Origin of the sequence: Burkholderia sp. MSMB1072 (assembly GCF_001524725.1) — a bacterium.
Taxonomy (GTDB): Bacteria; Pseudomonadota; Gammaproteobacteria; order Burkholderiales; family Burkholderiaceae; genus Burkholderia.
The window spans coordinates 35,953-60,923 of sequence record NZ_LOYC01000010.1; the positions used below are offsets into that span (position 1 = coordinate 35,953).

The 24,971-nt window shown below is 64.3% G+C and carries 20 protein-coding genes; 12 read left to right on the plus strand and 8 right to left on the minus strand.

Going from position 1 to position 24,971, the window contains the following annotated elements:
- Positions 1 to 92 precede the first annotated feature (92 nt).
- Both rbfA and truB read left to right on the plus strand, forming a co-directional pair.
- Positions 93 to 491, plus strand: coding sequence for a 30S ribosome-binding factor RbfA (gene rbfA, locus WS89_RS05275; RefSeq protein WP_053525271.1), 399 nt, complete (start codon positions 93 to 95; stop codon positions 489 to 491).
- Positions 492 to 504: 13 nt separating this feature from the next.
- Positions 505 to 1,437: a tRNA pseudouridine(55) synthase TruB gene (truB, locus tag WS89_RS05280; protein ID WP_059789764.1), complete on the plus strand. Its 933-nt coding sequence runs from the start codon at positions 505 to 507 to the stop codon at positions 1,435 to 1,437.
- A gap of 108 nt (positions 1,438 to 1,545) precedes the next feature.
- Here truB and WS89_RS05285 read toward each other — a convergent pair whose 3' ends face one another.
- The 4 genes from WS89_RS05285 to WS89_RS05300 form a co-directional block, all read right to left on the minus strand.
- On the minus strand, positions 1,546 to 3,105 hold the full coding sequence (locus tag WS89_RS05285; RefSeq protein WP_059499055.1) for a DHA2 family efflux MFS transporter permease subunit: 1,560 nt from the start codon (positions 3,103 to 3,105) through the stop codon (positions 1,546 to 1,548).
- A gap of 28 nt (positions 3,106 to 3,133) precedes the next feature.
- Positions 3,134 to 4,348, minus strand: coding sequence for an HlyD family secretion protein (locus WS89_RS05290; RefSeq protein WP_059789765.1), 1,215 nt, complete (start codon positions 4,346 to 4,348; stop codon positions 3,134 to 3,136).
- A 52-nt stretch (positions 4,349 to 4,400) separates the two neighbouring features.
- Positions 4,401 to 5,897: an efflux transporter outer membrane subunit gene (locus tag WS89_RS05295; RefSeq protein WP_059499053.1), complete on the minus strand. Its 1,497-nt coding sequence runs from the start codon at positions 5,895 to 5,897 to the stop codon at positions 4,401 to 4,403.
- Positions 5,898 to 5,984: 87 nt separating this feature from the next.
- Positions 5,985 to 6,476: a MarR family winged helix-turn-helix transcriptional regulator gene (locus WS89_RS05300; RefSeq protein ID WP_059499052.1), complete on the minus strand. Its 492-nt coding sequence runs from the start codon at positions 6,474 to 6,476 to the stop codon at positions 5,985 to 5,987.
- Positions 6,477 to 6,805: 329 nt separating this feature from the next.
- On the opposite strand from WS89_RS05300, the gene typA reads away from it, so the two are divergent.
- The 6 genes from typA (at position 6,806) to WS89_RS05330 (ending at position 16,493) form a co-directional block, all read left to right on the plus strand.
- Entirely contained in the window at positions 6,806 to 8,632 is a 1,827-nt protein-coding gene (typA, locus tag WS89_RS05305) for a translational GTPase TypA (RefSeq protein ID WP_059499051.1), read from the plus strand.
- A gap of 315 nt (positions 8,633 to 8,947) precedes the next feature.
- Positions 8,948 to 11,812, plus strand: coding sequence for a 2-oxoglutarate dehydrogenase E1 component (locus tag WS89_RS05310; protein WP_059499050.1), 2,865 nt, complete (start codon positions 8,948 to 8,950; stop codon positions 11,810 to 11,812).
- A 136-nt stretch (positions 11,813 to 11,948) separates the two neighbouring features.
- Positions 11,949 to 13,226, plus strand: a complete 1,278-nt coding sequence (gene odhB, locus WS89_RS05315) for a 2-oxoglutarate dehydrogenase complex dihydrolipoyllysine-residue succinyltransferase (RefSeq protein WP_059499049.1) — start codon at positions 11,949 to 11,951, stop codon at positions 13,224 to 13,226.
- Positions 13,227 to 13,306: 80 nt separating this feature from the next.
- Positions 13,307 to 14,737: a dihydrolipoyl dehydrogenase gene (lpdA, locus tag WS89_RS05320; RefSeq protein ID WP_059789766.1), complete on the plus strand. Its 1,431-nt coding sequence runs from the start codon at positions 13,307 to 13,309 to the stop codon at positions 14,735 to 14,737.
- A 98-nt stretch (positions 14,738 to 14,835) separates the two neighbouring features.
- Complete coding sequence (zapE, locus tag WS89_RS05325; protein WP_059499047.1) at positions 14,836 to 15,933, plus strand: cell division protein ZapE; 1,098 nt, start codon at positions 14,836 to 14,838, stop codon at positions 15,931 to 15,933.
- 149 nt (positions 15,934 to 16,082) lie between these two features.
- Complete coding sequence (locus WS89_RS05330) at positions 16,083 to 16,493, plus strand: transposase (protein WP_059499046.1); 411 nt, start codon at positions 16,083 to 16,085, stop codon at positions 16,491 to 16,493.
- Positions 16,494 to 16,595: 102 nt separating this feature from the next.
- Here WS89_RS05330 and WS89_RS05335 read toward each other — a convergent pair whose 3' ends face one another.
- The 4 genes from WS89_RS05335 to WS89_RS05350 all read right to left on the minus strand — a co-directional run bounded on the left by WS89_RS05335 (position 16,596) and on the right by WS89_RS05350 (position 21,981).
- A complete protein-coding gene (locus tag WS89_RS05335) occupies positions 16,596 to 17,057 on the minus strand; it encodes a DUF2147 domain-containing protein (protein ID WP_059499045.1) in 462 nt (153 codons plus the stop codon).
- A 174-nt stretch (positions 17,058 to 17,231) separates the two neighbouring features.
- Positions 17,232 to 18,917 carry a ShlB/FhaC/HecB family hemolysin secretion/activation protein gene (locus WS89_RS05340; protein ID WP_059789767.1) on the minus strand — a complete coding sequence of 562 codons (1,686 nt, stop codon included), beginning with the start codon at positions 18,915 to 18,917 and terminating at the stop codon, positions 17,232 to 17,234.
- 144 nt (positions 18,918 to 19,061) lie between these two features.
- Positions 19,062 to 20,411: a collagen-like triple helix repeat-containing protein gene (locus WS89_RS05345; protein ID WP_059499043.1), complete on the minus strand. Its 1,350-nt coding sequence runs from the start codon at positions 20,409 to 20,411 to the stop codon at positions 19,062 to 19,064.
- A gap of 40 nt (positions 20,412 to 20,451) precedes the next feature.
- On the minus strand, positions 20,452 to 21,981 hold the full coding sequence (locus tag WS89_RS05350; RefSeq protein ID WP_059789768.1) for a collagen-like triple helix repeat-containing protein: 1,530 nt from the start codon (positions 21,979 to 21,981) through the stop codon (positions 20,452 to 20,454).
- Positions 21,982 to 22,658: 677 nt separating this feature from the next.
- Here WS89_RS05350 and WS89_RS05355 point away from each other — a divergent pair.
- From WS89_RS05355 to cpaB, 4 genes are all read left to right on the plus strand, one after another.
- Positions 22,659 to 22,865: a Flp family type IVb pilin gene (locus tag WS89_RS05355; RefSeq protein ID WP_059789769.1), complete on the plus strand. Its 207-nt coding sequence runs from the start codon at positions 22,659 to 22,661 to the stop codon at positions 22,863 to 22,865.
- Between the two features lie 113 nt (positions 22,866 to 22,978).
- Positions 22,979 to 23,479 (plus strand): A24 family peptidase, encoded by a 501-nt coding sequence (locus tag WS89_RS05360; RefSeq protein WP_059789770.1) that lies wholly within the window; start codon positions 22,979 to 22,981, stop codon positions 23,477 to 23,479.
- Positions 23,476 to 23,922, plus strand: a complete 447-nt coding sequence (locus tag WS89_RS05365; RefSeq protein ID WP_059499039.1) for a TadE/TadG family type IV pilus assembly protein — start codon at positions 23,476 to 23,478, stop codon at positions 23,920 to 23,922. Before WS89_RS05360 ends, WS89_RS05365 begins: the two co-directional genes overlap by 4 nt.
- 86 nt (positions 23,923 to 24,008) lie before the next feature.
- Positions 24,009 to 24,935, plus strand: a complete 927-nt coding sequence (cpaB, locus tag WS89_RS05370; RefSeq protein WP_059789771.1) for a Flp pilus assembly protein CpaB — start codon at positions 24,009 to 24,011, stop codon at positions 24,933 to 24,935.
- Positions 24,936 to 24,971 lie beyond the last annotated feature (36 nt).

The window sequence follows — 24,971 nt, forward strand, 5'->3', positions numbered from 1 at the left end:
CGGGGCAGGCTTGGGCTTGCCCCGCCCATTTTCATGGTGGCGTGCCGAAAATGGCCGCCGCTTCATCCTGATAAACGGATCACGGATCGATCATGTCCAGGAAACGTACTTCCCCCAATCGCAACGTTCAGATCGCCGATCAGATTCAGCGCGATCTGTCCGAACTCATCATGCGCGAGGTCAAAGATCCGCGCATCGGCATCGTGACCATCCAGAGCGTGGAACTCACGCCGGACTATGCGCACGCGAAGGTCTACTTCACGGCGCTCACCGGCGATCCGGAGAAGACGCAGGAAGCGCTGAACCATGCGTCGGGTCACCTGCACAACCTGCTGTTCAAGCGCCTGCACATTCATACGGTGCCGACGCTGCATTTCCATTACGACCAGACGATCGAGAAGGCCGTCGAAATGTCGCGCCTGATCAAGGAAGCGAACTCCACGCGCGCGAAGGACGACGACGAGGCCGACGTGCCTGCCAAGGACGACTGAGCTCGACCGGCCTATGACGAATGCTGCACCCCAACGTCCGCGCGTGCCCCGGCGCGTGCTGGACGGCGTTCTTCTGCTCGACAAGCCGGTCGGCCTGTCGAGCAACGATGCGCTGATTCGTGCGAAGCGCCTGCTTCTCGCGAAGAAGGCCGGTCATACCGGCACGCTCGATCCGCTGGCCTCGGGCCTGCTGCCGCTGTGTTTCGGCGAAGCGACCAAGTTCTCGCAGGACTTGCTCGACGCCGACAAGACCTACGAAGCGACGATGCGTCTCGGCCAGCGTACCGCCACCGGCGACGCGGAAGGCGACGTGATCGACACACGCCCCGTCGAATGCGATCGTGCGGCGGTGGAAGCCGCGCTCGTGCGTTTCACCGGCGATATCGTGCAGGTGCCGCCGATGTATTCGGCGCTCAAGCGCGACGGCAAGCCGCTGTACGAATATGCGCGGGCCGGCCAGACCGTCGAGCGGGAAGGCCGCAACGTGACGATCCACGCGCTGGAACTGCTAGCCTGCGAGCTGCCCGACGTGACGTTTCGCGTGACCTGCAGCAAGGGCACGTATGTGCGCACGCTGGCGGAGGATATCGGCGAGGCGCTGGGTTGCGGCGCGCATCTGACGATGCTGCGTCGCACGGGCGTCGGTGCGCTGACGCTCGAGCACGCGGTGACGCTCGATGCACTGTCGGACGCTGCCGAATCGGCGCGCGATGCATGGCTTCAGCCGGTCGACGCGTTGCTGTCGACGTTTCCGGCCATTCGGCTCGACGACGCGTCCGCGAAGCGGTTCCTGCACGGCCAGCGCCTGCCGCTGTCGGCGCTCGAGCCGATCGACGCGGCCGACGGCGAGCGCGTGCGGGTGTACGACGCAACGCGATTGCTCGGCGTGGCACGCAAGGCGAATGGCGTGCTCGCACCGGAACGGCTCGTCGTGACGGCGCAATGACGCAGCGACGCACGCACGTGCACGCAGCGGAATGAAAAAGGCCCGGTCATTTTCGACCGGGCCTTTTGTTTGGCGTGATCGCGCCGTGATGCTGCTGCCGGGTGGCGCTCAGTGTGCCGCCGACGCCGCCGCACCGGCATCGCCGCCGCCCGCGCGTTCGGGCTTGGTGATCCAGATCAATCCGATCAGCAGCACGAAGATCGCGGCGGAAATGTAGAACAGATCGTTCACGCCGAGCTGCGCAGCCTGCTGCGTGGCCATGTTGTTGATCAGGCCGTGTGCCTGTTCCTGCGTGAGCCCGAGATTACCCATCTGAGTGACGGCCTGATTGAACGTCGGGTTGTACGGATTCGTCTGTTCGACCAGTTGCGCGTGGTGGAAGTTGTTCCGATGATCCCACGCGGTCTGGAAGATCGACGTACCGATGCCGCCGCACATGATCCGCACGAAGTTCGACAGGCCGGACGCCGCTGGAATGCGGTGGCCGGGCAGCCCGGACAACGTGATCGACACGAGCGGGATGAAGAAGCCCGCCATCGCGATACCCTGCACGAGCGTCGGCAGCGTCAGCGACCATTCGTCGACGCCGGTCGTGTAGCGCGAACGCATCCAGAAGCACAGCGCGAACGTGAGGAATGACGCCGTCGAGATGAAGCGCGGATCGGTGCGCGGCAGGTACTTCCCGGTGAGCGGCGACAACAGGATGGCGAACAACCCGACCGGCGCCATCACGAGGCCGGCGTCGGTCGCGGTGTAGCCGATTTGCGTCTGCAGCCACAGCGGTAACAGCACGAGATTGCCGAAGTACAGGCCGTAGCCGATCGACAGCGCGACCGTGCCGCCGGTGAAGTTTCGTATGCGGAACAGTGACAGGTCGACGACCGGGTGCTCGGCGGTCAGCTCCCAGATCACGAAGAACGCGAACGCGATGACGGCGGTCAGCGCGAGCACGACGATCGTCGTCGACGCGAACCAGTCCAGATCCTTGCCCTTGTCGAGCATGATCTGCAGCGAGCCGACCCAGACGACCAGCAGCGCGAGGCCCACGCCGTCGATCGGCGCACGGCGCACGGCCGACTCCCGATTCCGGTAGATCACCCACGTCGCGGCGGCGGCGGCGATGCCAACCGGGATGTTGACGTAGAAGATCCACGGCCACGAATAGTTGTCCGAGATCCAGCCGCCGAGAATCGGGCCCGCGACGGGTGCGATCAGCGTCGTCATCGCCCATAGTGCGAGCGCCATCGGCGCTTTCGCGCGTGGATAGCTCGACAGCAGGAGCGCTTGCGACAGCGGAATCATCGGGCCCGCGACGGCACCCTGGAGCACGCGCGACGCGAGCAGGAATGGCAGGCTCGGCGCCAGCCCGCACATCCACGACGAGATGACGAACAGGATGATCGACGCGAGGAACAGGCGGACTTGCCCGAAACGCTCGGTCAGCCAGCCGGTCAGCGGCACCGAGATTGCGTTCGCGACCGCGAACGACGTGATGACCCACGTGCCCTGATCGGACGACACGCCGAGGTCGCCCGAGATGGTCGGGATCGCGACGTTCGCGATGGACGTGTCGAGCACGTTCATGAACACCGCGAGCGATACCGCGATCGTCCCGAGCAGGAGTTGTCCGCCCTGCAGGGGCGGATGGGAGACAGGAGCCTGTGCCATGTCGGTTGTCTTTCCGGAGTCGGAACGGTTACATCATTTTCGCGGCGCTGCTCTGCTTCGCCGCGACCGGCGCCGACGCGTTGCCGCCTGCGTTTTCGGCGATGATGCGCGCGATTTCGGCATCGGCTTCGTCGCCGTATTTCGCGAACACGTTGGTCTCGTAGACGGTGTTCGGTGCGTTGACGAGCTGGTCGCCGCGTTCGTCCTTGATGTCCACGTCGACCTGCATCGACAGGCCGATGCGCAGCGGGTGCTTCTCGAGATCCTTCGGGTCGAGCTCGATCCGCACGGGCAGGCGCTGCACGACCTTGATCCAGTTGCCGGTCGCGTTCTGCGCGGGCAAGAGCGAGAACGCCGAGCCCGTGCCGGCCGAGAAGCCGACGACCTTGCCGTGGTACGTGACCGACGAGCCGTAGATGTCGGCCGTCATCTCGACCGGCTGGCCGATGCGCATGTGCTTCAACTGGACTTCCTTGAAGTTCGCGTCGACCCACACGGCATTGAGCGGCACCACCGACATCAGCGGGTTGCCGGGCGACACGCGCTGGCCGACCTGCACCGAGCGCTTCGCGACGTAGCCGGTGACCGGCGCCGGCAGCACGTTACGCGCGTTCGCGAGGTACGCGTCGCGCACCTTCGCGGCGGCGGCCATCACGTTCGGGTGCGATGCGATCGTCGTGTTCGCGGTCAATGCGCGATTCGATGCGAGCTGCTGTTGTGCGGCGTCGACCGATGCCTGCGCGGCCTTCACCGCGTCGCGGGCGTGCGAGATTTCTTCCTGCGATACGGCGCCCGTCTGCGCGACGGCCAGGCGGCGACGCAGGTCGTCCTGGGCTTTCGACAGGTCCGACTGGCGCAGCGCGACTTGCGCGCGGTACTGGTCGTCGTTGACGAACAGGCCGCGCACCTGGCGCACCGTCTGCGCGAGGTTGGCTTCCGCCTGCTGCAGCGCGACCTGCGAATCGGCCGGGTCGAGCACGACGAGCGGATCGCCGGCCTTGACCGTTTGCGTGTCGTCCGCCTTCACGGCGATCACGGTGCCGGTGACCTGCGGCGTGATCTGCACGACGTTGCCGTTTACGTACGCATCGTCGGTGTCTTCATGGAAGCGGGCGACGAGGAAGTAGTACAGGCCGTATGCGATGGCCGCGATCACGATGACCGCGACGAGCAGCGTCATCATTCGTTTGCGCTTGCCGTTGTTCTGCGGCTGCGCGCTGGCGGCGTTTTGTTGGTCGCTCATGGCGATTTTCTCCGTCCTTTATTTCGAGTGTCTGCGTAGTGGTGGCGCCGGATCAGTTGGCGGCCTGTTTGGTCGGCGTGGCCGCATCGGGCGCGGCGAGCGGCGTGCCGGTCGCGTCGAACCCGCCGCCGAGCGCCTTGATCAGGGCAAGCTGCATGTCGCGCCGGCGCATTTTCAGGTTGGTCACCGTCTGTTCCGATGCGAGGCGGTTGCTGTCCGCCGTCAGCACCTGCAGTTGCGGCGACAGGCCGGCCTTGTAGCGGATGACCGCGAGATCGTACGCACGCGTCGAGGCGTCGAGCGCACGCTGGGCGTCGCCCATCTGGCGATCGATCGCGCGGATCGACGCGACTTGCGTCGCGACGTCGTTCAGCGCACTGATCAGCGTCTGGTTGTAGTTCGCGACCGACAGGTCGAAGTCGGCGTAGCGGCCCTTGAGCTGGGCGCGCAGCGCGCCGGCATCGAAGATCGGCAGGTGGATCGCGGGGCCGAATTGGGCCTGGCGACTCGCGAAGTTCAGGAATTTGCCCCAGCCGAACGCATCGAAGCCGAACCCGGCCGCGAGGTTCACGTCCGGGAAGAACTCGGCCTTCGCTTCCTTCACGTCGTGCATCGCGGCTTCGACCTGCCAGCGCGCGGCGACGATGTCGGGGCGGCGCGACACGAGATCGGCCGGCAGGTTGCCGGGCAGCGTGACGTTGCCGCTCGGGTTCATCACGGGCGCCGCGATCTGCAGCCCGCGATCCGGGCCCTTGCCGAGCAGCGCGGCGAGCTGGTAGCGCACCGTCGTGATCTGGCCGTCGAGGTCCGACAGAGAGGCCTGGGTGGTCGCGATGTTGCCGCGGGCCGTCTGGCGTTCGACGTTGGTATCGAGGCCGGCCGATACGCGGCCGTCGGTGATCTTGCCGACCGTCTCGCGGTTGGTGATCTCGCGTTGCGCGATGTCGCGCAGCGCATAGAGCTGTGCGAGCGAGTTGTAGGTGCGTGCGACCGACGACGCGAGCGTGATGCGCGCCTGTTGCATGTCGGCTTCGGCGGCCTTTTCCTGCGACACGGCCGTGTGCAGGCGCTCGCGGTTCTTGCCCCACAGGTCGAGTTCCCACGAGGCGCTCGCCAGCGCGTTGTTTTCGCTGTACCACTGGCCGCCGTACGGGGGCGGGAACAGGCCGTTCGACGAATACAGTTCACGCGTCCACGAATAGCTGGCTTCGGCCTTCGGCATCAGGTTCGAGCGCGACGATTCGATATACGACGACGCTTTCGCGATGCGCGCCTGCGCCTGCGCGATCGACGGGTTGCCCTGCAGCGCTTCGTCGATCAGCTTCGGCAATTGCGGATCGCCGAACTGGCTGGCCCAGTCGAGTGCCGGCCATTGGCCACCCTGGGCCGGCAGGCTCTGGGCGGATTCGAATTGCGACGCGGGGGCGATCTGCTTGTCGCTCTTGATGCCGATGTAATTCGCGCAGCCCGCCAGCGCCAGCGCGGCGACCGCGGCAGCGATGGCGGCGCGGCACGACCCGGCGCGCACGGACAACGGGGAGGATTTCATCGCGCTAACCCCTGACTCGGAATGAATGATGGACACTGCAAGGATTTCCTTACATTAATCTGTCAAAAGTAATTGTTATGGCAACTATTACGTGATGCTACCGCCGGCCGTCTCGCAATAGTTGCTGAGAATGCGGCGCAGCATGCTCTTCAGGAACCCGACTTCTTCCGGCGTAAACCCGTCCAGCACCTGGTCGAGCACGCTGCGAAAAATGGGCGGGAGCCGTTCGGCCAGCGCCCGGCCTTCGTCGGTGAGCTCGAGGCGCACGACGCGTCGGTCCTCGATGCTGCGCACGCGCGACAGCAGGCCGCGTTTCTCGACCCGGTCGAGCAAGCGCGTGACCGCGCTTGCGTCGATCCCGTATTCGCGCGCGAGTTCGGCGGCCGTCGAGCACTTGCCGACCGCGATCATGAACAGCATGCTCGCCTGTGTGCCCGTGATGCCGAGCTCTTCCTGCGTGCGCTGCGTGACGAGGTTGGTCATCACCGACTTCACGCGCGACATCAGATAACCGACGCTGTCGTTCATCTGATACGAAGACAACTGCGAAACGGGCGGAGGAGTAGGAGAATCCGACATAAAACCCTGAGGCTGCAATAGTTGACTAGGCAGCAGTATAGGCACAATTGCTTGCCGCGGCAAATGTTAATCGAACGGCAAAACCCGCGCTGTGTATCGCGAGAATCCCTTATCTCGATAAGGTTTTTGGGGCCGGCCGGCAAGGGTAAGGAAGCGGGTTCGTCTGTTCGGCAGAGGAAGGCGGAGCCGCCCGTTTTGCTGCATTGCAATGCGCGGGTCGGCTCTCGACACTCGCACGTGCTATAATTTGAGGCTTTCCAAGCTGCAACGCGCGCGCCCGTGAAAAACGAGCGCGCGCGTTTGCGCGTTCAAACGATTTCCAGGTTTCTATGACCCGCGCCCTTCGCAATATCGCCATCATCGCCCACGTCGACCACGGCAAAACCACGCTCGTCGACCAACTGCTCCGCCAGTCCGGCACCTTCCGCGAGAACCAGCAGATTGCGGAGCGGGTGATGGACTCGAACGACATCGAAAAAGAGCGCGGGATCACGATTCTCGCGAAGAACTGCGCGGTCGAATACGAAGGCACGCACATCAACATCGTCGACACGCCGGGGCACGCGGACTTCGGCGGCGAAGTCGAGCGCGTGCTGTCGATGGTCGACTCGGTGCTGCTGCTCGTCGATGCGGTCGAAGGCCCGATGCCGCAAACGCGCTTCGTCACGAAGAAAGCGCTCGCGCTCGGCCTGAAGCCGATCGTCGTCGTCAACAAGATCGATCGTCCGGGCGCGCGGATCGACTGGGTCATCAACCAGACCTTCGACCTGTTCGACAAGCTCGGCGCGACCGAAGAGCAGCTCGACTTCCCGATCGTGTACGCATCGGGCCTGAACGGCTACGCGTCGCTCGACCCGGCTGCTCGCGAAGGCGACATGCGCCCGCTGTTCGAGGCGATCCTCGCGCACGTGCCGGTTCGCCCGGCCGATCCGGAAGCGCCGCTGCAGCTCCAGATCACGTCGCTCGACTATTCGACGTACGTCGGCCGGATCGGCGTCGGTCGCATCACGCGCGGCCGCATCAAGCCGGGCCAGCCGGTCGCGATGCGTTTCGGCCCGGAAGGCGACGTGCTGAACCGCAAGATCAACCAGGTGCTGTCGTTCAAGGGTCTGGAACGCGTGCAGGTCGAGTCGGCCGAGGCGGGCGACATCGTGCTGATCAACGGTATTGAAGATGTCGGCATCGGCGCGACGATCTGCGCGGTCGACACGCCGGAAGCGCTGCCGATGATCACCGTCGACGAGCCGACGCTGACGATGAACTTCCTCGTCAACTCGTCGCCGCTCGCCGGCCGCGAAGGCAAGTTCGTGACGAGCCGCCAGATCCGCGACCGCCTGATGAAGGAACTGAACCACAACGTCGCACTGCGCGTGAAGGATACCGGCGACGAAACGGTGTTCGAAGTGTCGGGTCGCGGCGAACTGCATCTGACGATTCTCGTCGAGAACATGCGCCGCGAAGGCTACGAGCTGGCCGTGTCGCGTCCGCGCGTCGTGATGCAGGAGATCGACGGCGTGCGTCACGAGCCGTACGAGCTGTTGACGGTGGACGTCGAGGACGAACACCAGGGCGGCGTGATGGAAGAGCTGGGCCGCCGCAAGGGCGAGATGCTCGACATGGCGTCGGACGGCCGCGGCCGCACGCGTCTGGAGTACAGGATCTCGGCGCGTGGCCTGATCGGCTTCCAGAGCGAATTCCTGACGCTCACGCGCGGCACGGGCCTGATGAGCCACATCTTCGACTCGTACGCACCGGTCAAGGACGGTTCGGTCTTCGAGCGCCGCAACGGCGTGCTGATCTCGCAGGACGATGGCGCCGCGGTGGCGTACGCACTGTGGAAGCTGCAGGATCGCGGCCGCATGTTCGTGAAGCCGGGCGATGCGCTGTATGAGGGCATGATCATCGGCATCCATAGCCGCGACAACGACCTCGTCGTGAACCCGATCAAGGGCAAGCAGTTGACCAACGTGCGCGCGTCGGGTACCGACGAAGCCGTGCGTCTCGTGCCGCCGGTCCAGATGTCGCTGGAATACGCGGTCGAATTCATCGACGACGACGAACTCGTCGAAGTGACGCCGCAGTCGATCCGCCTGCGCAAGCGCTTCCTGAAGGAGCACGAGCGTCGCCGCGCGAGCCGCGAAGGCGCGGTCGACTAAGCATCGATCGTTCCCGCATCACGGAAAAGGCCGCCTTCGGGCGGCCTTTTTTGCATTCGCGCGACCGGCAACCGGGCCGGTTGCAAAACACTGTTCCCGCAGGCCGCGGCAATCCGGCAAAACCCCGCCGCGCGGTGCTTTCGCGCGCATTGCGCCGTGAACTCCGGTATCGGTTCTGTGATATGCTGCGCGCACGCAAGTTTTAGGTCCTTCCAAGCAAGACTTGATTCGCAATCCGCTAAACGGTCAGGCCGTGTCGCGGAAGGTTGAGTAACCCGCTATTTCTCGAGAAGCTCGAAGAAAGGTGAGCGTAAAATGTCAGATGTAATGAAGCAGTTTCAGCTGAACTCCTATCTGTTCGGCGGCAATGCTTCGTACGTTGAAGAACTGTACGATGCATACCTCAACAATCCGGCATCGGTGCCGGAGAACTGGCGAGAGTATTTCGACGCGCTGCAGAACGTGCCTGCGACGGACGGCTCGAATGCCAATGACGTCGCTCACTTCCCGATCGTCGAATCGTTCGCCGAGCGTGCGAAGGCCAATGCCTTCATTCCGCGCGAAAGCACCAGCAATCTCGCGACCGCACGCAAGCAGGTGCACGTCCAGTCGCTCATCAGCGCCTATCGCTTCCTCGGCTCGCAATGGGCCAACCTCGATCCGCTGAAGCGTCGCGAGCGTCCGGCCATTCCCGAGCTCGAACCCGCGTTCTACGATTTCTCCGAAGGCGACCTCGACCAGACGTACAGCGCAAGCAACTTGTACTTCGGTTTCGACCAGGCTTCGCTGCGCGACATCGTCAAGGGCCTGCGCGACACGTACTGCGGCACGATCGGCGCCGAGTACATGTACATCAGCGATCCGGAGCAGAAGCGCTGGTGGCAGGAGCGCCTGGAATCGACCCGCGCGACGCCGGCCTTCTCGGCCGACAAGAAGAAACACATTCTGAATCGCCTGACGGCCGCCGAAGGCCTCGAGCGCTACCTGCACACCAAGTACGTCGGCCAGAAGCGCTTCTCGCTCGAAGGCGGCGAAAGCTTCATCGCGGCGATGGACGAAGTCGTCCAGCACGCGGGCAAGCGCGGCGTGCAGGAAATCATCATCGGCATGGCTCACCGCGGCCGCCTGAACGTGCTGGTCAACACGCTGGGCAAGATGCCGGCCGACCTGTTCGCCGAATTCGAAGGCAAGCACGTCGACGACCTGCCGGCCGGCGACGTGAAATACCACAAGGGCTTCTCGTCGGACGTGTCGACGGAAGGCGGCCCGGTCCACCTGTCGCTCGCGTTCAACCCGTCGCACCTCGAAATCGTGAACCCGGTGGTCGAAGGTTCCGCGAAGGCGCGGATGGACCGTCGCGGCGACGAAGACGGCCTGCAAGTGCTGCCGGTGCAGATCCACGGCGACGCGGCGTTCGCCGGCCAGGGCGTCGTGATGGAAACGCTGAACCTCGCGCAGACGCGCGGTTACGGCACGCACGGCACGCTGCACATCGTCATCAACAACCAGATCGGCTTCACGACGTCCGACCCGCGCGACGCGCGCTCGACGCTGTACTGTACCGACGTCGTCAAGATGATCGAAGCGCCGGTGCTGCACGTGAACGGCGACGATCCGGAAGCCGTCGTGCTCGCGATCCAGATCGCGATCGACTACCGGATGCAGTTCCACAAGGATGTCGTGATCGACATCGTCTGCTTCCGCAAGCTGGGTCACAACGAGCAGGACACGCCGGCCGTCACGCAGCCGCTGATGTACAAGAAGATCGCGCAGCACCCGGGCACCCGTGCGCTGTATGCCGAGAAGCTCGTGCAGCAGGGCGTGATCACCGCGGAAGACGCCGACAACTACGTGAAGGCGTACCGCAAGGCGATGGACGACGGCCACCACACCGTCGATCCGGTGCTGTCGAACTACAAGAGCAAGTACGCGGTCGACTGGGTGCCGTTCCTGAACCGCAAGTGGACGGACGCAGCCGACACGGCCGTGCCGCTCGCCGAACTGAAGCGCCTGGGCGAACGCATCACGACGGTCCCGGAAAACTTCAAGGTTCACCCGCTCGTCGAGCGCGTGATCAACGACCGCCGCAACATGGCGCGCGGCGACCAGCCGCTCGACTGGGGCATGGGCGAACACCTCGCATTCGCGTCGCTCGTCGCATCGGGCTACTCGGTGCGCCTGACGGGCCAGGATTCGGGCCGCGGCACGTTCACGCACCGTCACGCGGTGCTGCACGACCAGAACCGCGAGCGCTGGAACGACGGCACGTACGTGCCGCTGCAGAACATCGCCGAAGGTCAGGCGAAGTTCACGGTGATCGACTCGGTGCTGTCGGAAGAAGCGGTGCTGGGCTTCGAATACGGTTACTCGACTGCCGAGCCGAACACGCTCGTGCTGTGGGAAGCGCAGTTCGGCGACTTCGTCAACGGCGCGCAGGTCGTGATCGACCAGTTCATCTCGTCGGGCGAAGTGAAGTGGGGCCGCGTGTCGGGTCTCACGATGCTGCTGCCGCACGGCTACGAAGGCCAGGGTCCGGAACACTCGTCCACGCGTATCGAGCGTTTCCTGCAACTGTGTGCCGACCACAACATGCAGGTCGTCCAGCCGACGACGCCGGCGCAGATCTTCCACCTGCTGCGTCGCCAGATGATCCGCCTGTTCCGCAAGCCGCTGATCGTCGCCACGCCGAAGTCGCTGCTGCGCCACAAGGAAGCGGTGTCGGACCTGTCGGAACTCGCGAAGGGTTCGTTCCAGCCGGTACTGGGCGAAACCGACGGCGGCATCGACGCGAAGAAGGTCAAGCGCGTGCTGGTGTGCTCGGGCCGCGTGTATTACGACCTCGTCGCGCATCGCCGCGAAGCGAAGGCGAACGACGTCGCGATCATCCGTATCGAGCAGCTGTATCCGTTCGCGCACAAGCAGTTCGAAGCCGAAATGAAGAAGTACGAGAACGCGACTGAAGTGGTCTGGGTGCAGGACGAGCCGCAGAACCAGGGCCCCTGGTTCTACGTCGAGCACCACCTGAAGGAAGGCATGAAGGAAGGGCAGAAGCTGGCATACAGCGGCCGTCCGGCTTCGGCCTCGCCGGCGGTTGGCTACTACGCGAAGCACTACGAGCAGCAGAAGGCCCTGATCGAAGGTGCATTCGGCCGCCTGAAGAGCGCATCGATCGCGAAATAATCGACGTCAAGCGAAACGGGAAGGCGCGCGGCGCTTTCCCGTTCCTTTTGGCCTGCCGGGCGCGTCGCGCGCCGCACCGGCCGAAGGAATCGCACGAACCTCGTCATACCCCAGATTAAGCATCCAGGAAAATCACATGGCTATCGTAGAAGTCAAAGTCCCCCAGCTTTCGGAGTCGGTGTCGGAAGCCACCATGCTGCAGTGGAAGAAGAAGCCGGGCGAAGCAGTCGCGCAGGACGAAATCCTGATCGAACTCGAGACCGACAAGGTCGTCCTCGAAGTGCCGGCGCCGGCCGCGGGCGTGCTCGCGCAAGTGCTGCAGAACGACGGTGACACGGTGGTCGCCGATCAGGTGATCGCGACGATCGACACCGAAGCGAAGGCAGGTGCTGCCGAAGCAGCGGCAGGTGCCGCCGAAGTCAAGCCGGCGGCAGCGCCTGCTGCAGCCGCACCGGCCGCACAGCCGGCCGCCGCGACCGCATCGAGCTCGGCCGCCGCATCGCCGGCCGCAGCGAAGCTGCTGGCCGAGAAGGGCCTGTCGACGGGCGACGTCGCAGGTTCGGGCCGCGACGGTCGCGTCACGAAGGGCGACGCGCTGGCCGCAGGCAGCGCACCGAAGGCCGCTCCGGCCGCCACGCCGGCGAAGACCGCCGCTGCGAAGCCGGCGCTGCCGGAAGTGAAGGTGCCGGCGTCGGCGGCGACGTGGCTGAACGATCGTCCGGAGCAGCGCGTGCCGATGTCGCGCCTGCGTGCGCGTATCGCCGAGCGCCTGCTCGAATCGCAGCAGACCAACGCGATCCTGACGACGTTCAACGAAGTGAACATGGCTCCGGTCATGGAACTGCGTAACAAGTACAAGGACAAGTTCGAGAAGGAACACGGCGTGAAGCTCGGCTTCATGTCGTTCTTCGTGAAGGCGGCCGTCCATGCGCTGAAGAAGTTCCCGCTCGTGAACGCGTCGATCGACGGTAACGACATCGTCTACCACGGCTACTTCGACATCGGTATCGCGGTCGGTTCGCCGCGCGGCCTGGTCGTGCCGATCCTGCGCAACGCGGATCAGCTGAGCCTCGCCGAAATCGAGAAGAAGATTGCCGAATTCGGCCAGAAGGCGAAGGACGGCAAGCTGTCGATCGAGGAAATGACGGGCGGTACGTTCTCGATCTCGAACGGCGGCGTGTTCGGTTCGATGCTGTCGACCCCGATCATCAACCCGCCGCAGTCGGCCATTCTCGGCGTGCACGCGACGAAGGAGCGCCCGGTCGTCGAAAACGGCCAGATCGTGATCCGCCCGATCAACTACCTGGCGCTGTCGTACGACCACCGCATCATCGACGGCCGCGAAGCCGTGCTGTCGCTCGTCGCGATGAAGGATGCGCTGGAAGATCCGGCACGCCTGCTGCTCGACCTGTAAGCCGAGCCTCACTGCATCGACCCGTTCGCAGGTTCGCGCGCACGCGTGAACCTGCGGGCGTACAAGTAGAAAGGATTGTCATGTCCAAGGAATTTGACGTCGTCGTGATCGGCGCCGGCCCCGGCGGCTACATTGCCGCGATTCGCGCTGCGCAGCTCGGCAAGACCGTTGCCTGTATCGAGAAGTGGAAGAACCCGGCCGGCGCGCTGAAGCTCGGCGGCACCTGCCTGAACGTCGGCTGCATCCCGTCGAAGGCGCTGCTCGCGTCGTCGGAAGAGTTCGAGAACACGTCGCATCACCTGGCCGACCACGGCATCACGGTCGACGGCGTGAAGATCGACGTCGCGAAGATGCTCGGCCGCAAAGACGCGATCGTCGAGAAGATGACGAGCGGGATCGAGTTCCTGTTCAAGAAGAACAAGATCACCTGGCTGAAGGGCCATGGCAAGTTCACCGGCAAGACCGATGCCGGCGTGCAGATCGAAGTGAGCGGCGAGGGTGAAACCGAAGTCGTCACCGCGAAGAACGTGATCATCGCGACGGGTTCGAAGGCGCGTCACTTGCCGAACATCCCGGTCGACAACAAGATCGTGTCGGACAACGAAGGTGCGCTGACGTTCGACTCGGTGCCGAAGAAGCTCGCCGTGATCGGCGCGGGCGTGATCGGCCTCGAGCTCGGCTCGGTGTGGCGCCGCCTCGGCGCCGAAGTGACGGTGCTCGAAGCGCTGCCGGCATTCCTCGGCGCAGCCGACGAAGCGCTTGCGAAGGAAGCGGCGAAGCTGTTCAAGAAGCAGGGCCTCGACATCCATCTCGGCGTGAAGATCGGCGACGTGAAGACGACCGCGAACGGCGTGTCGATCGCTTACACGGACAAGGACGGCAACGCGCAGACGCTCGACGCCGACCGCCTGATCGTGTCGGTCGGCCGCGTGCCGAACACCGATAACCTCGGCCTCGAGGCCATCGGCCTGAAGGCGAACGAGCGCGGCTTCATCGACGTGGACGACCACTGCCGCACCGCAGTGCCGAACGTGTACGCGATCGGCGACGTGGTGCGCGGCCCGATGCTCGCGCACAAGGCGGAAGACGAAGGCGTGCTGGTTGCGGAAGTGATCGACGGGCAGAAGCCTCACATCGACTACAACTGCATTCCGTGGGTGATCTACACGTACCCGGAAATCGCATGGGTCGGCAAGACGGAGCAGCAACTGAAGGCCGAAGGCCGCGAGATCAAGACGGGCAAGTTCCCGTTCTCGATCAACGGCCGCGCGCTCGGCATGAATGCGCCGGACGGTTTCGTGAAGATGATCGCGGACGCGAAGACCGACGAACTGCTCGGCGTGCACGTGATCGCCGCGAACGCGTCGGACCTGATCGCGGAGGCCGTGGTGGCGATGGAGTTCAAGGCGGCGTCGGAAGACATCGCCCGCATCTGCCATCCGCACCCGTCGATGTCGGAAGTGATGCGCGAAGCGGCGCTCGCGGTCGACAAGCGCTCGCTGAACAGCTGAGCACGGTATAGCGCCTGCCGGCCGTCGGCCGGCGCAGCCGTCTCATGACGAAGGCGGGCGGGGTTTCCCGCTCGCCTTCGTTCTTTCCGGTTTGCCCGATGAACGTCACCGAATACTACACGCGCGAACTGACCACGCGCGGCTATCAGTCCGATCCCGCTCAGCGCGCGGCCGTCGATCGCCTGCAGCGCTGTTTCGACGAATGGGTCGACTACAAGGCGCGCCGCTCGAACGCTTTCAAGAAGCTCATCAATCACCCGGATCTCCCGCGCGGCGTCTACATGTGGGGCGGTGTCGGTCGCGGCAAGAGCTTCCTGATGGACAGCTTCTACGCAGTCGTACCCGTGCAGCGCAAGACGCGCCTGCATTTCCACGAATTCATGCGCGAAGTGCACCGCGAGCTCGAGGAACTGAAAGGGCAGGCCGATCCGCTCGACGAACTCGCGCGACGCATCGCGAAGCGTTACCGGCTGATCTGCTTCGACGAGTTCCACGTGTCGGACATCGCCGACGCGATGATCCTGTATCGCTTGCTTGATCGCCTGTTCAACAACGGCGTGCAGTTCGTGATGACGTCCAATTACGATCCCGACGACCTGTATCCGGACGGCCTGCATCGCGACCGCATGCTGCCGGCGATCGCGCTGATCAAGGAAAAGCTCGACGTGCTCAACGTCGATGCGGGGGTCGACTATCGCCAGCGCACGCTCGCGCAGGTGAAGATGTATCACACGCCGCTCGGCGCGGAAGCCGATCGCGAGCTGCGCCATGCATTCGGCAAGCTGGCGGCCGTGCCCGACGAGAGCCCGATCCTGCATATCGAGAAGCGCGAACTGAAGGCGCTGCGCAAGGCGGACGGCGTCGTGTGGTTCGATTTCGCGACGCTGTGCGGCGGTCCGCGTTCGCAGAACGACTACCTCGAACTGGCGAGCCGTTTTCATGCGATCGTGCTGTCCGAGGTGCCGCAGATGTCGCCGCGGATGGCGTCCGAAGCGCGCCGCTTCACATGGCTCATCGACGTGCTCTACGATCACAAGGTCAAGCTGCTGATGTCCGCGGCGGTGCCGGCCGAAGCGTTGTACGTCGAAGGCCCGATGGCCAACGAATTCGCGCGTACGGTCTCGCGCATCGTCGAGATGCAGTCGAAGGAGTATCTCGAAACGCCGCGCCGCATCGTCGATACGTCGTTGACCTGAGCGGATGGCGGGTACTCGCAATCGGCGTAATTTAAACGTCAATTTCGGTTAGATTCAGGCAATCTTCGGGTATTTTCGGATTTGTCTTATATTCATCGTTGAGGTGAGCCGATATTGTGGTGTCATGGTTATTAAGGCTGGAGATGTCCATGACACCGTATCGCGATTTGACCGACCACGAATGGCGCTGCGTCGCGCCGCTTCTGCCCGAAATGCAGCCGCGCACCGAATTGCGCGGCCGGCCGTTAGCCAATACGCGGGCCGTGCTGAACGGTGTGCTTTGGGTGATCTACAGTGGCGCAACATGGTCGGCCATGCCGCGCCGTTACCCGTCGTATCAGACATGCCATCGCCGCTTCAAGGTGTGGCACGAAACGGGCACGCTGATGAACGTGATGCGTGAGCTCTACGGCGACGCCGGCATGAATCTGTGCAACGAACTGTCCGCGCGGATGCGCAAGCATACGCAATCGAAGGCGGCAGAGGCGCGTAGCAACGCGGCGCCCGCGTATCGTGCACCGGGTAGCTATGCATCGGATACGATGAAGCACGCGGCGTGAAGTCCATTGGTTTTCGTTGCGCACGCCCCAAAGGAAATCGGCCTGACGACGTCGTCGCAGGCCGATTTTTTTATTGAGCCGCGCGTTTCGGCGCGTGCTGCGTTATTGCTGGCGCACCCACGTCTGCGACCGGCCCAGCAGCGACACGCCGATGTACCCGCGCACCACGAGCTTCTGGCCGCCGTCTTCAAGCGTCATCTTGCACTTGTAGACCTTGCCGTTCTCCGGGTCGAGAATGTTGCCGCCGTCCCAGTGGTCGCCGTCCTTCTTCATCGCCTTGATGATCGTCATGCCCTTGATGAGCTGGTCCTTGCGCTCGTCCGTGCACGCGGTGCAGCGGCGATCGGGCGTATCGTTCGCACCGAGGCCCTTGACGACCTTGCCCGTCAGCGAGCCGTCGCCGTCCTCGGCGATCTGCACGAGTGCCTTCGGTTGATGGGTGTTGTCGTCGATCGTTTGCCACATGCCGACGGGGCTGTCGGCTTGCGCGAACGTGGGAGCTGCACACGCGAGCAGGGCGCCGGCAATGGCGATCGCACGCAACGGGCGGGTCAGTTGAATCATTGTCATCCTCCTTGTTTTGCATGTCTGTTCGATTGGCCCGCACGACCGTCTACATGGGGCGGGTCTGTTGCGAGCTTCGCCAGAATACGTGAAACCGTGCGCCACGTTTGATAGAGGGGACTCTAATCGAAACAGCCCGCGTGACGCGGGCTGTGGGGCGGCTTTGGTGACCGATCAGTTGAGCTGATACGAGAACGCGGCGTTGATGCGCGGGCTGCGTGACGCGCTTTCGACCGGTGCGTCGCCCACCGGTTTGGCGACGTTCAGGTCGAGACTGTAGTAGCGGCTGTCCGTGAGCCGCACGCCGATGCCGACCGACGACATGCGGTTCGGCGATGGCGTGCCCGAGTGCAGATACACGCGCGCCATGTCGTACGCGATGTACGGCGTGATCGATTTCAGATACGTCCAGCCCGGTGTGAAACCGCGGTTGACTTCGAGCGACATCCCCCAGCCCGAGTCGCCCGACGTTTCGCCCGGCTGGTAGCCGAGCGCGTAACGGGTCGAGCCGAACGAGATCTGTTCGGATGTCGGCAGCGAGTCGGGACTGTATTGCCCGGTCAGCGAAACCGACGTGCCGATCCGGAACGGCCATTCGTTCGTCTGCGTGAACGTTGCGCCGGTGCGGACGAAGGTCAGCGAGATCGGGCTGTCTATCGAGGCCGTCGCCGTGCCGACGGTGATGTCTTGCGCTTTCGACGCGCCGAGGATGTTGAAGCCCTTTGCAACGTTGACGCTCAGCTTCTGTACCTGTTTCGGCTGGACACTCGTGTAGTCGAGCTGCATTTGCAGCACGCGGACCTGCGAGCGCGTGTCGATACTGTTGCCGTTGAGCTTGCTCTGATAGCGGTCTTCGTTGTGCGACGCATAGCCCGACACGGTACCGAGCAGGCTGCGCTGGTTGTTCAGCAGTATCGGATAGGATGCCGAAAGACCGAGTTTCTCGTTCTTGACGGTGCGCTCGACGGTCGACGGCAACCCCGGGTTATCGGTCGGTTTGCCGCGATACGTGCTGGCATCGAGGCGCGTGATCAGGCCGCTGCTGCCGACGGGCACCGCGCCGCTGAACGCGAAGTAGGTCTGCTTGTCGCGTCCCGGCGGCGCGAGCGCCGAGATGCTCAGTTGCTCGCCGAACCGCGTCAGGCCGTTTTCGGTTGCGGTGATGAGGCCCTGGACGCCCGGGTGGTTGAAGTCGATACCCGTGCTGACGTTGAACGGCTTGCGATCCACCGCAAGTTCGAGCGTCGTCGCGCCGTCGGTGGTTTGCGGCGGCGGGACATTCGCTTTCACCGTAAGGCCGGGCAGCAGGCCGAACGTGTTCACGTAGCGCTCGAACGTTGCGCGGCGCAGCGGTCGGTCGGCCGTGATATGCGCGGCGATCGCGCGAATCTTCGGTTCCATCGCGCCGGGTTTGCCGGTGACCTTGACGTCCGCCACGTAGCCTTCGACCACCGTGATGCGCACGACACCGTTCTCGAACGTCTGAGCGGGAACGAACGCGAACGACAGCGCGTAGCCGCGTTCCTGGTACAGCTTCGTCACGCCGTTGGCGGTTTCGATCAGCTCGCCGATCGTGATGTCCTTGCCGACGAGCGGTGTGAAGCGGCGCGTGATTTCCTCGAACGGCACCGACTTCACGCCTTCGACCTGGAACGTCGTCGGCGTCAGGTGTCGCGACAGCAACTCCTGCAATTGCGGCGCCTGCGGTGCGACCTGAACGGTGACGTTCGGGCCCGTCTTCGGTGCGTTGATCTGGGGAAGGGAGTCGAGCGGATTGCCGCCGACGCGCGTTTGTGCCTGTGCCGTGCCTGCTGCCGCGATGGCGAGCAGCATCATCCATCTGTCGAGTCTGGATTTCATTGTTCTTCCTCGTAGGCCTTGCTTTTCGTCTTCTTGGTAATGCCGGCGCACGACACCAGGGTGTCGCGCGCCGCGTGCCGCAATGCCGGTTGTGTTTGTACGGCCGCGTCATTCGCTCCGGCTGCGATGACGCGACCGTCCTCCTTACTTGCCAACGCTACCCAACGTACCCAGCAACCCCGTGACCGGTGCCAGCAGGCCCGTCGAACCGCTGCCCGACGACGCCGTACCCGACACGCTGCCGACCAGCGACGTGACCGGCGCGAGCGGGCTCGAGCCCCCGGACCCTGCTGCACCGCCAACCGCTCCGGTGACAGTATTCAGCAAACCGGTGACGGGCGCGAGAGGGTTTGCACCGCCTGCGCCACCCGTTGCGCCGCCGAGCGTGCCGGTGACCGTCGAAACAAGATTCGTGACGGGCGCGAGCGGGCCGCTGCCCGAGCCGCCCGTTGCACCGCCGAGCGCACCCGTGAGCGAGCCGAGCGGCGTCGAGCCGAGACCCGACAGCAGGCCGCCGAGCGGGTTCGTCGAACCGGAACCCGACGACGAGCCGTTCTGGACGGTTGCCGTCGAGCCGCCGACGAGGCTCGTGATCAGGCCGGGGATCGGTGCTGCGCCGTTCGGGCCGTTCGGATTGACGAGGCCGCCCGCGTTGGTCACGGTATTGCCGACCGCGGTCACGAGTTGGCCGACGTCGCCGACGAGCGGCTGGCTCGACGTGCCGCCGACCTGTTTGCCGGCCGAGCTGATTGCGCCGCCGATCTGGCCGAGCAGGCCCGAGACGGGTTGGCCGAGGCCGGTCGTCGTGCCGACCTGCTGCGTGACCTGGCCGGCGGTGATCACGAGCGGCGTGATCGCCGAGCTGATCGGTTGCGTGACCTGCTGGACGGCGCCCGACGACAGCGTCGAGCCGATCGTCGTGCCGGCGGCCGTCAGGCCGTTGGCAACCGTATCGAGCACGGTGCCGACCGGCGTCGTGACCGGCGCGAGCGGTGCCAGCGGGCCGGTGCCCAGCGCCTTGACCGTCGAGCTCAGGCCGGACACCGTGTTGCTGGTCGCGCCGACGACGTTGCCGAGACCGGCAACCGTGGTGCCGACCGGGTCCTTCGTCGAGCCGATCTGCCCCAGCCCGTTGCTCACCGCATCGGCGGCCGCGCCGACGATCGTGCCGGTGCTGGACAGCGTGCTGCCGACGCCCTTCGTCACACCGTCGCCGAGGCCCGGCAGGCTGATGTTGCCGACCGTGCTGCCGAGGTCGGTAGCCGTCTGGCCGACCGTGCTGATGACGCCCTTGGTGCCGGTCGGCGAGCCGCTGGTGCCGCTCGTGCCGGGCGTGCCGCTCGTGCTCGGGTTGTTGTTGTCGTTGCTGCTGGTCGGCGGCGAGCTGACGCCGCCACCGCCGCAGGCGGCCAGCAGGCACGCTGCGGCGAAGGCGGTGAGGGGCACGCGCCAGTGGCGCAGGGCGACCGTCGTGATGGAACGTTGCTGGGACATGATGGACTCCTCGCTGTCTTTTCGATGAATGGGTGTCGGATTACTTGCCGTGCGTGCCGCCGAGCAGGCCGCCGATCAGCGACGTGACGGGTGCAAGCAGATTCGACGACGAGCCCGAGTTCGTGACGGCACCCGTGCCGCCGCTCAGTGCCGGTACGCCGACCGTGCTCGTGACCGTGGAGACGGCATTCGTCACCGGGGCGAGCGGGCTGCTGCCGCCTGCGCCACCCGTCGCGCCGCCGAGTGCGCCCGTGACTGCGCCGAGCAGACCGGTGACCGGTGCGAGCGGGCCGCCGCTGGTACCGCCCGTTGCGCCGCCGAGCGCGCCGGTGACCGTCGAGACGAGGCCCGTGACCGGTGCGAGCGGGCCGCCGCTGCCGCCTGCTGCGCCGCCGAGTGCGCCCGTGACGGTCGAGACGAGGCCGGTGACCGGTGCGAGCGGGCCGCTGCCGCCACCCGTTGCACCGCCGAGTGTGCCGGTGACCGTCGAGACGAGACCGGTGAGCGGTGCGAGCGGGTTGGTCACGCCGCCGGTGCCGCCCGTGAGCAGGCCGCCGACGGCCTTCACGGTGTTGCCCGTCGACGAGACGGTGTTGCCGAGGCCGGTGGTGACCGGGTTGCCGCCCGTCGATGCGAGCAGGGCGCCGGCCTGGTTCAGCCCGTTGCCGACCGTGCCGAGCAGCGTGTTGACCGGCGCGCCGAGGCCGGTTGCCGTGCCGATCGTCTGGGTCGTCTGGCCGACCATCGTCGTGATCGGCGTGATGGCTGAGCTGACCGTTTGCGTGACCTGCTGAATCGGACCCGTCGACAGTGCGTTGGTGAGCGTGGTGCCGCCGTTCGACACGGCGCCGCCGAGCGTCGATACAAGGCCGCCGACCGCGCCCGTGACCGGCGCGAGCGGCGACAGCGGGCCGCTGCCGAGGCTCGTGACGAGGTTGCCCGTTTGCGTGACTGCGCCGCCGAGCTGATTGACCACGCCGCCCGTGCTGGCGACCGTGGTGCCGACCGGATCCTTCGTCGCGCCGAGTTGGCCGAGCCCGCTGCCGAGGCCGTTGCCCAGCGCGGTGACCGCGCCGCCTACGCTTTGCACGATGCCGCCCGCGGCTTGCGTGGTGGCCGGATTGACGCCCGGCAGCGTCTGGCTGCCGATGACGGAGCCGAGACCGGAGACGGTGCTGCCGGCATTCGTGATGATGTTGCTGCCGCTTGCGAGGACATTTCCCACCGGGTTCGCCGACACACCGGAGGTGCCGGACGTACCGCTCGTGCCCGAGGTTCCGCTGGTACCGGAGGTGCCGCTCGTGCCCGAGGTTCCGCTGGTGCCGGAGGTGCCGCTCGTGCCCGAGGACCCGCTCGTGCCGGAGGTGCCGCTCGTACCCGAGGTGCCGCTCGAGCCGTTGCCGCCCGACGTGGAGATCGTGTCACCACCGCCCGAGCTGGAGCCGCCGCCGCCGAGACCCTGGCTGATGGAGCCGGAGCCGCCGCACGCGGAGAGGGAAAGCATGGCTGCAACGGTGGCCGCGATCAGAGTCGTCCGGAACACGCCATGAGGGATAACCTTAATGTCCATTTCTTCCTCGCATTAAAAATGTGTTGTGAGCTGCATTGTGTTGAGTGGTGCGAGGACTACTCTGCAACTGTCGTGCCATTTCGATACCCGATGGGGCGGCAGCGGGTTTTAAACGAGGCAATTCCTTGTCGGAGAAGGAAATTAGGGGAGTCGAAAGATTGTTGAATCTGTTTAAGTGCGGGTGAATGAGAACGGTTTCGGCCGTTTCGTAACGTAACGTCACAACATTGGCGTTACGCGTGCGGCGTAACGTGGGGCTCACCCAGGCTTGGTGGACGAGGCAACGGTTTTACTGGTGGATTAGGTGTGCACATCTAACCTATCGTAAATCCTATGTGTAAGTCGTACCGAAACGCCGTACAAATATGTTGCGCTTCGGTCATTTTTTCGATCCAGGTTGGTAAAAAAGGAGTTGGAAGTTAAATCGGATCAGATATAGAATCCGGAGCAGATGTAAGCAAATGTACGGTTCGGTACACTACGTTCGAGGAGGGCCACTATCGCGAATGTTAACTTGCATCAAATCGTGAGCAATGCCCTTCGGGGCGACCTATAAAGAAAGCGCACCCGGTTGTCGTTGCAGCAGATGTGGCGAACGGCTGGGGCAAACGGCCAGATATGCGGGGACGTATACGTATAAAAGGCCAGAAAACGTAAATACAGGCACGAGGAATAAAATGAAAGCAATCATCAAGCGTTTCCTTAAGGAAGAAGACGGGGTTACCGCGATCGAGTACGGGCTGATCGCGGGTCTGATCGCTGTCGCGATCCTGGCGGGTGCTTCTACGATCGGCACTAATCTGGGCAATATGTTCACCAACCTCGGGTCATGCCTCACGACGCCGGGAGGCGCGAACTGCTCGGCTTCCAAGATCTTTTCGTAACCTAACTGACGTTAATTTGTACGGCCTCGAAACATGAGGCCGACTTAGTGTTGTGGCAGGCGAATTGCCTTGGCAGTTCGCTTGTCACGGCACTCGTTGCAGGTTGCGGTGCGATGGCACATTTCATTTTCAGCGGGATATTCCTGGTCTGGGCTGCGCTCGTCGCAACCAGTGACATCCGTTTTCGGCGTGTTTCGAATTCGCTCGTCTTGGCAGGGTTGGTTTGCGGCCTGGGCGGCGCGTATTTGAACGTCAGCCCGTTCGGTATTCTCCCGAAGCAGGCGATGATCGGTTTGCTGGTCGGGTTGGCCGCATTTTTTCCGCTTTTTTTGCTGCGCGCCATGGGCGCGGCGGATGTCAAGATCTTTGCTGTGATCGGCGTGTGGTCTGGCGCACATCCGCTGCTGTGGATCTGGATTGCCGCCAGTCTTGCCGCCGGTATTCATGCATTGACGCTGATGCTACTGTCGCGCACATCGATCGGCGCGTTGTGGCAACGAGGCGGGCCAGCGATGGCGCTTGGCAAATTCCGGGCAACACCTTATGCGGCATGCCTTGCGGCACCGGCAGCCGCATGGGTTGTCTTTCTTGTCGCCACGGGGGGCGTGCGATGAAACGGCAGATGTCGCTACGTGGACGCCGCCGGCAGCGCGGTGCGACGGCGGTCGAGTTTGCGATCGTGTTTCCGTTGTTGTTCGCGATTTTCTACGGCATCGTCAGTTTCGGGATGATCTTCACCATTCAACAGAGCCTGACGTTTGCTGCCAGCGAAGGGGCGCGGGCCGGGTTGGCTTATGCGCCGAGCCTTGCTGCACGCATTACGAACGCCCAAACGACTGCACAGAGCGTCGTGGCGTGGCTGAATGTCGGTACGCCACAAGTCGTGGCGCCGCAGTGCAGTTACGACCAGTCGGTTCCACCTTCGTTGTACTGCCTGTCGGTCACGGTGAATTACACGCCCAAGGACTGGATCACGACCATGCCGTTCCTGGGAAGCATACTGAGTCAACCGCTGACGAGTACGGCGGTCGTGCAAATTCCGCAGTCGATCCTTTGAGGTACGTATCGTGACGCGACGGGCATGCTGACACGCGATTTCGGCAGAAACCTATCGGACTTTCATTTCGGCATCCACACAACAACATGGCCAACAATTTAACGAAGATCATCGCGGGGCTGCTGATTGCAATCGCGGTATTGCTCGGAATCTACGCGTGGATGCTCGGACGCAGTACGCAGAATGCTCCGCCAGTCCAGCGACCCGTCGCAGCAAGCCCGGTTTCGGTCGTGGTCGCGACGCGCGTGTTGCCCGCCGGCCAGCCGATCACGGCCGACGCACTGAAAATCCAACAGACCACACCGGTGCCGACGGGCGCATTTGCCGACCCGTCCGTGCTCGTCGGTCGGGTGCCGGCTGCGGATATTCCGGCTTCGTCGCCGGTTGTCGCGGGGGCGCTGGTGTCAGGGCTTGCAGAGGATGTTCAGCCGGGCGAGCGTGCGGTCGCCGTACGGGTAGACGAAACCAATGCGGTCGGCAACCGGCTGCGGCCCGGTAATTTCGTCGACGTATTTCTGAACCTGAAGCGCGAAGGCGGCGGCACGATGCTTGACGGCGAAGTATCGCAGACGCAAGCGCGACTGCTGTTGTCGAAGGTGCGTGTGCTGTCGTTCGGCGACGCGACACCCGATCGAGACAGCGGTAACACCGCCAACGGCAATAACGGGCAACCGTCTGGTGTCCGCATCGCGGTGCTTGCCGTGCCGACCGCGCAAGTCGATGCGCTGACGCTCGGCGAGGCGAGTGGGCGTCTGACTTTCGCGTTACGCAACCCGCGCGACGACGAGCTTGCGATGCAGACGGTCGCGGTGCGTACGGACAACAAGCTGTCGCCGTCGGCGCTCGCCGCCGCAGGCGTCTCGCTGCAGCAACTGTCCGGCACGCCGAAAACACCGATGGCCAATATGAACGTGCCTCCGCTGCCATCGCGCCTGTCGCCGGCGGTGCGGCCGGGCGGAGGTGGCGGCATCGAAGTGATCCGTGGCGGCCGAGCGGAAACGGTTGCCTATTGAACGACATCGACGGCCATCGATATCAGCGACGACAAG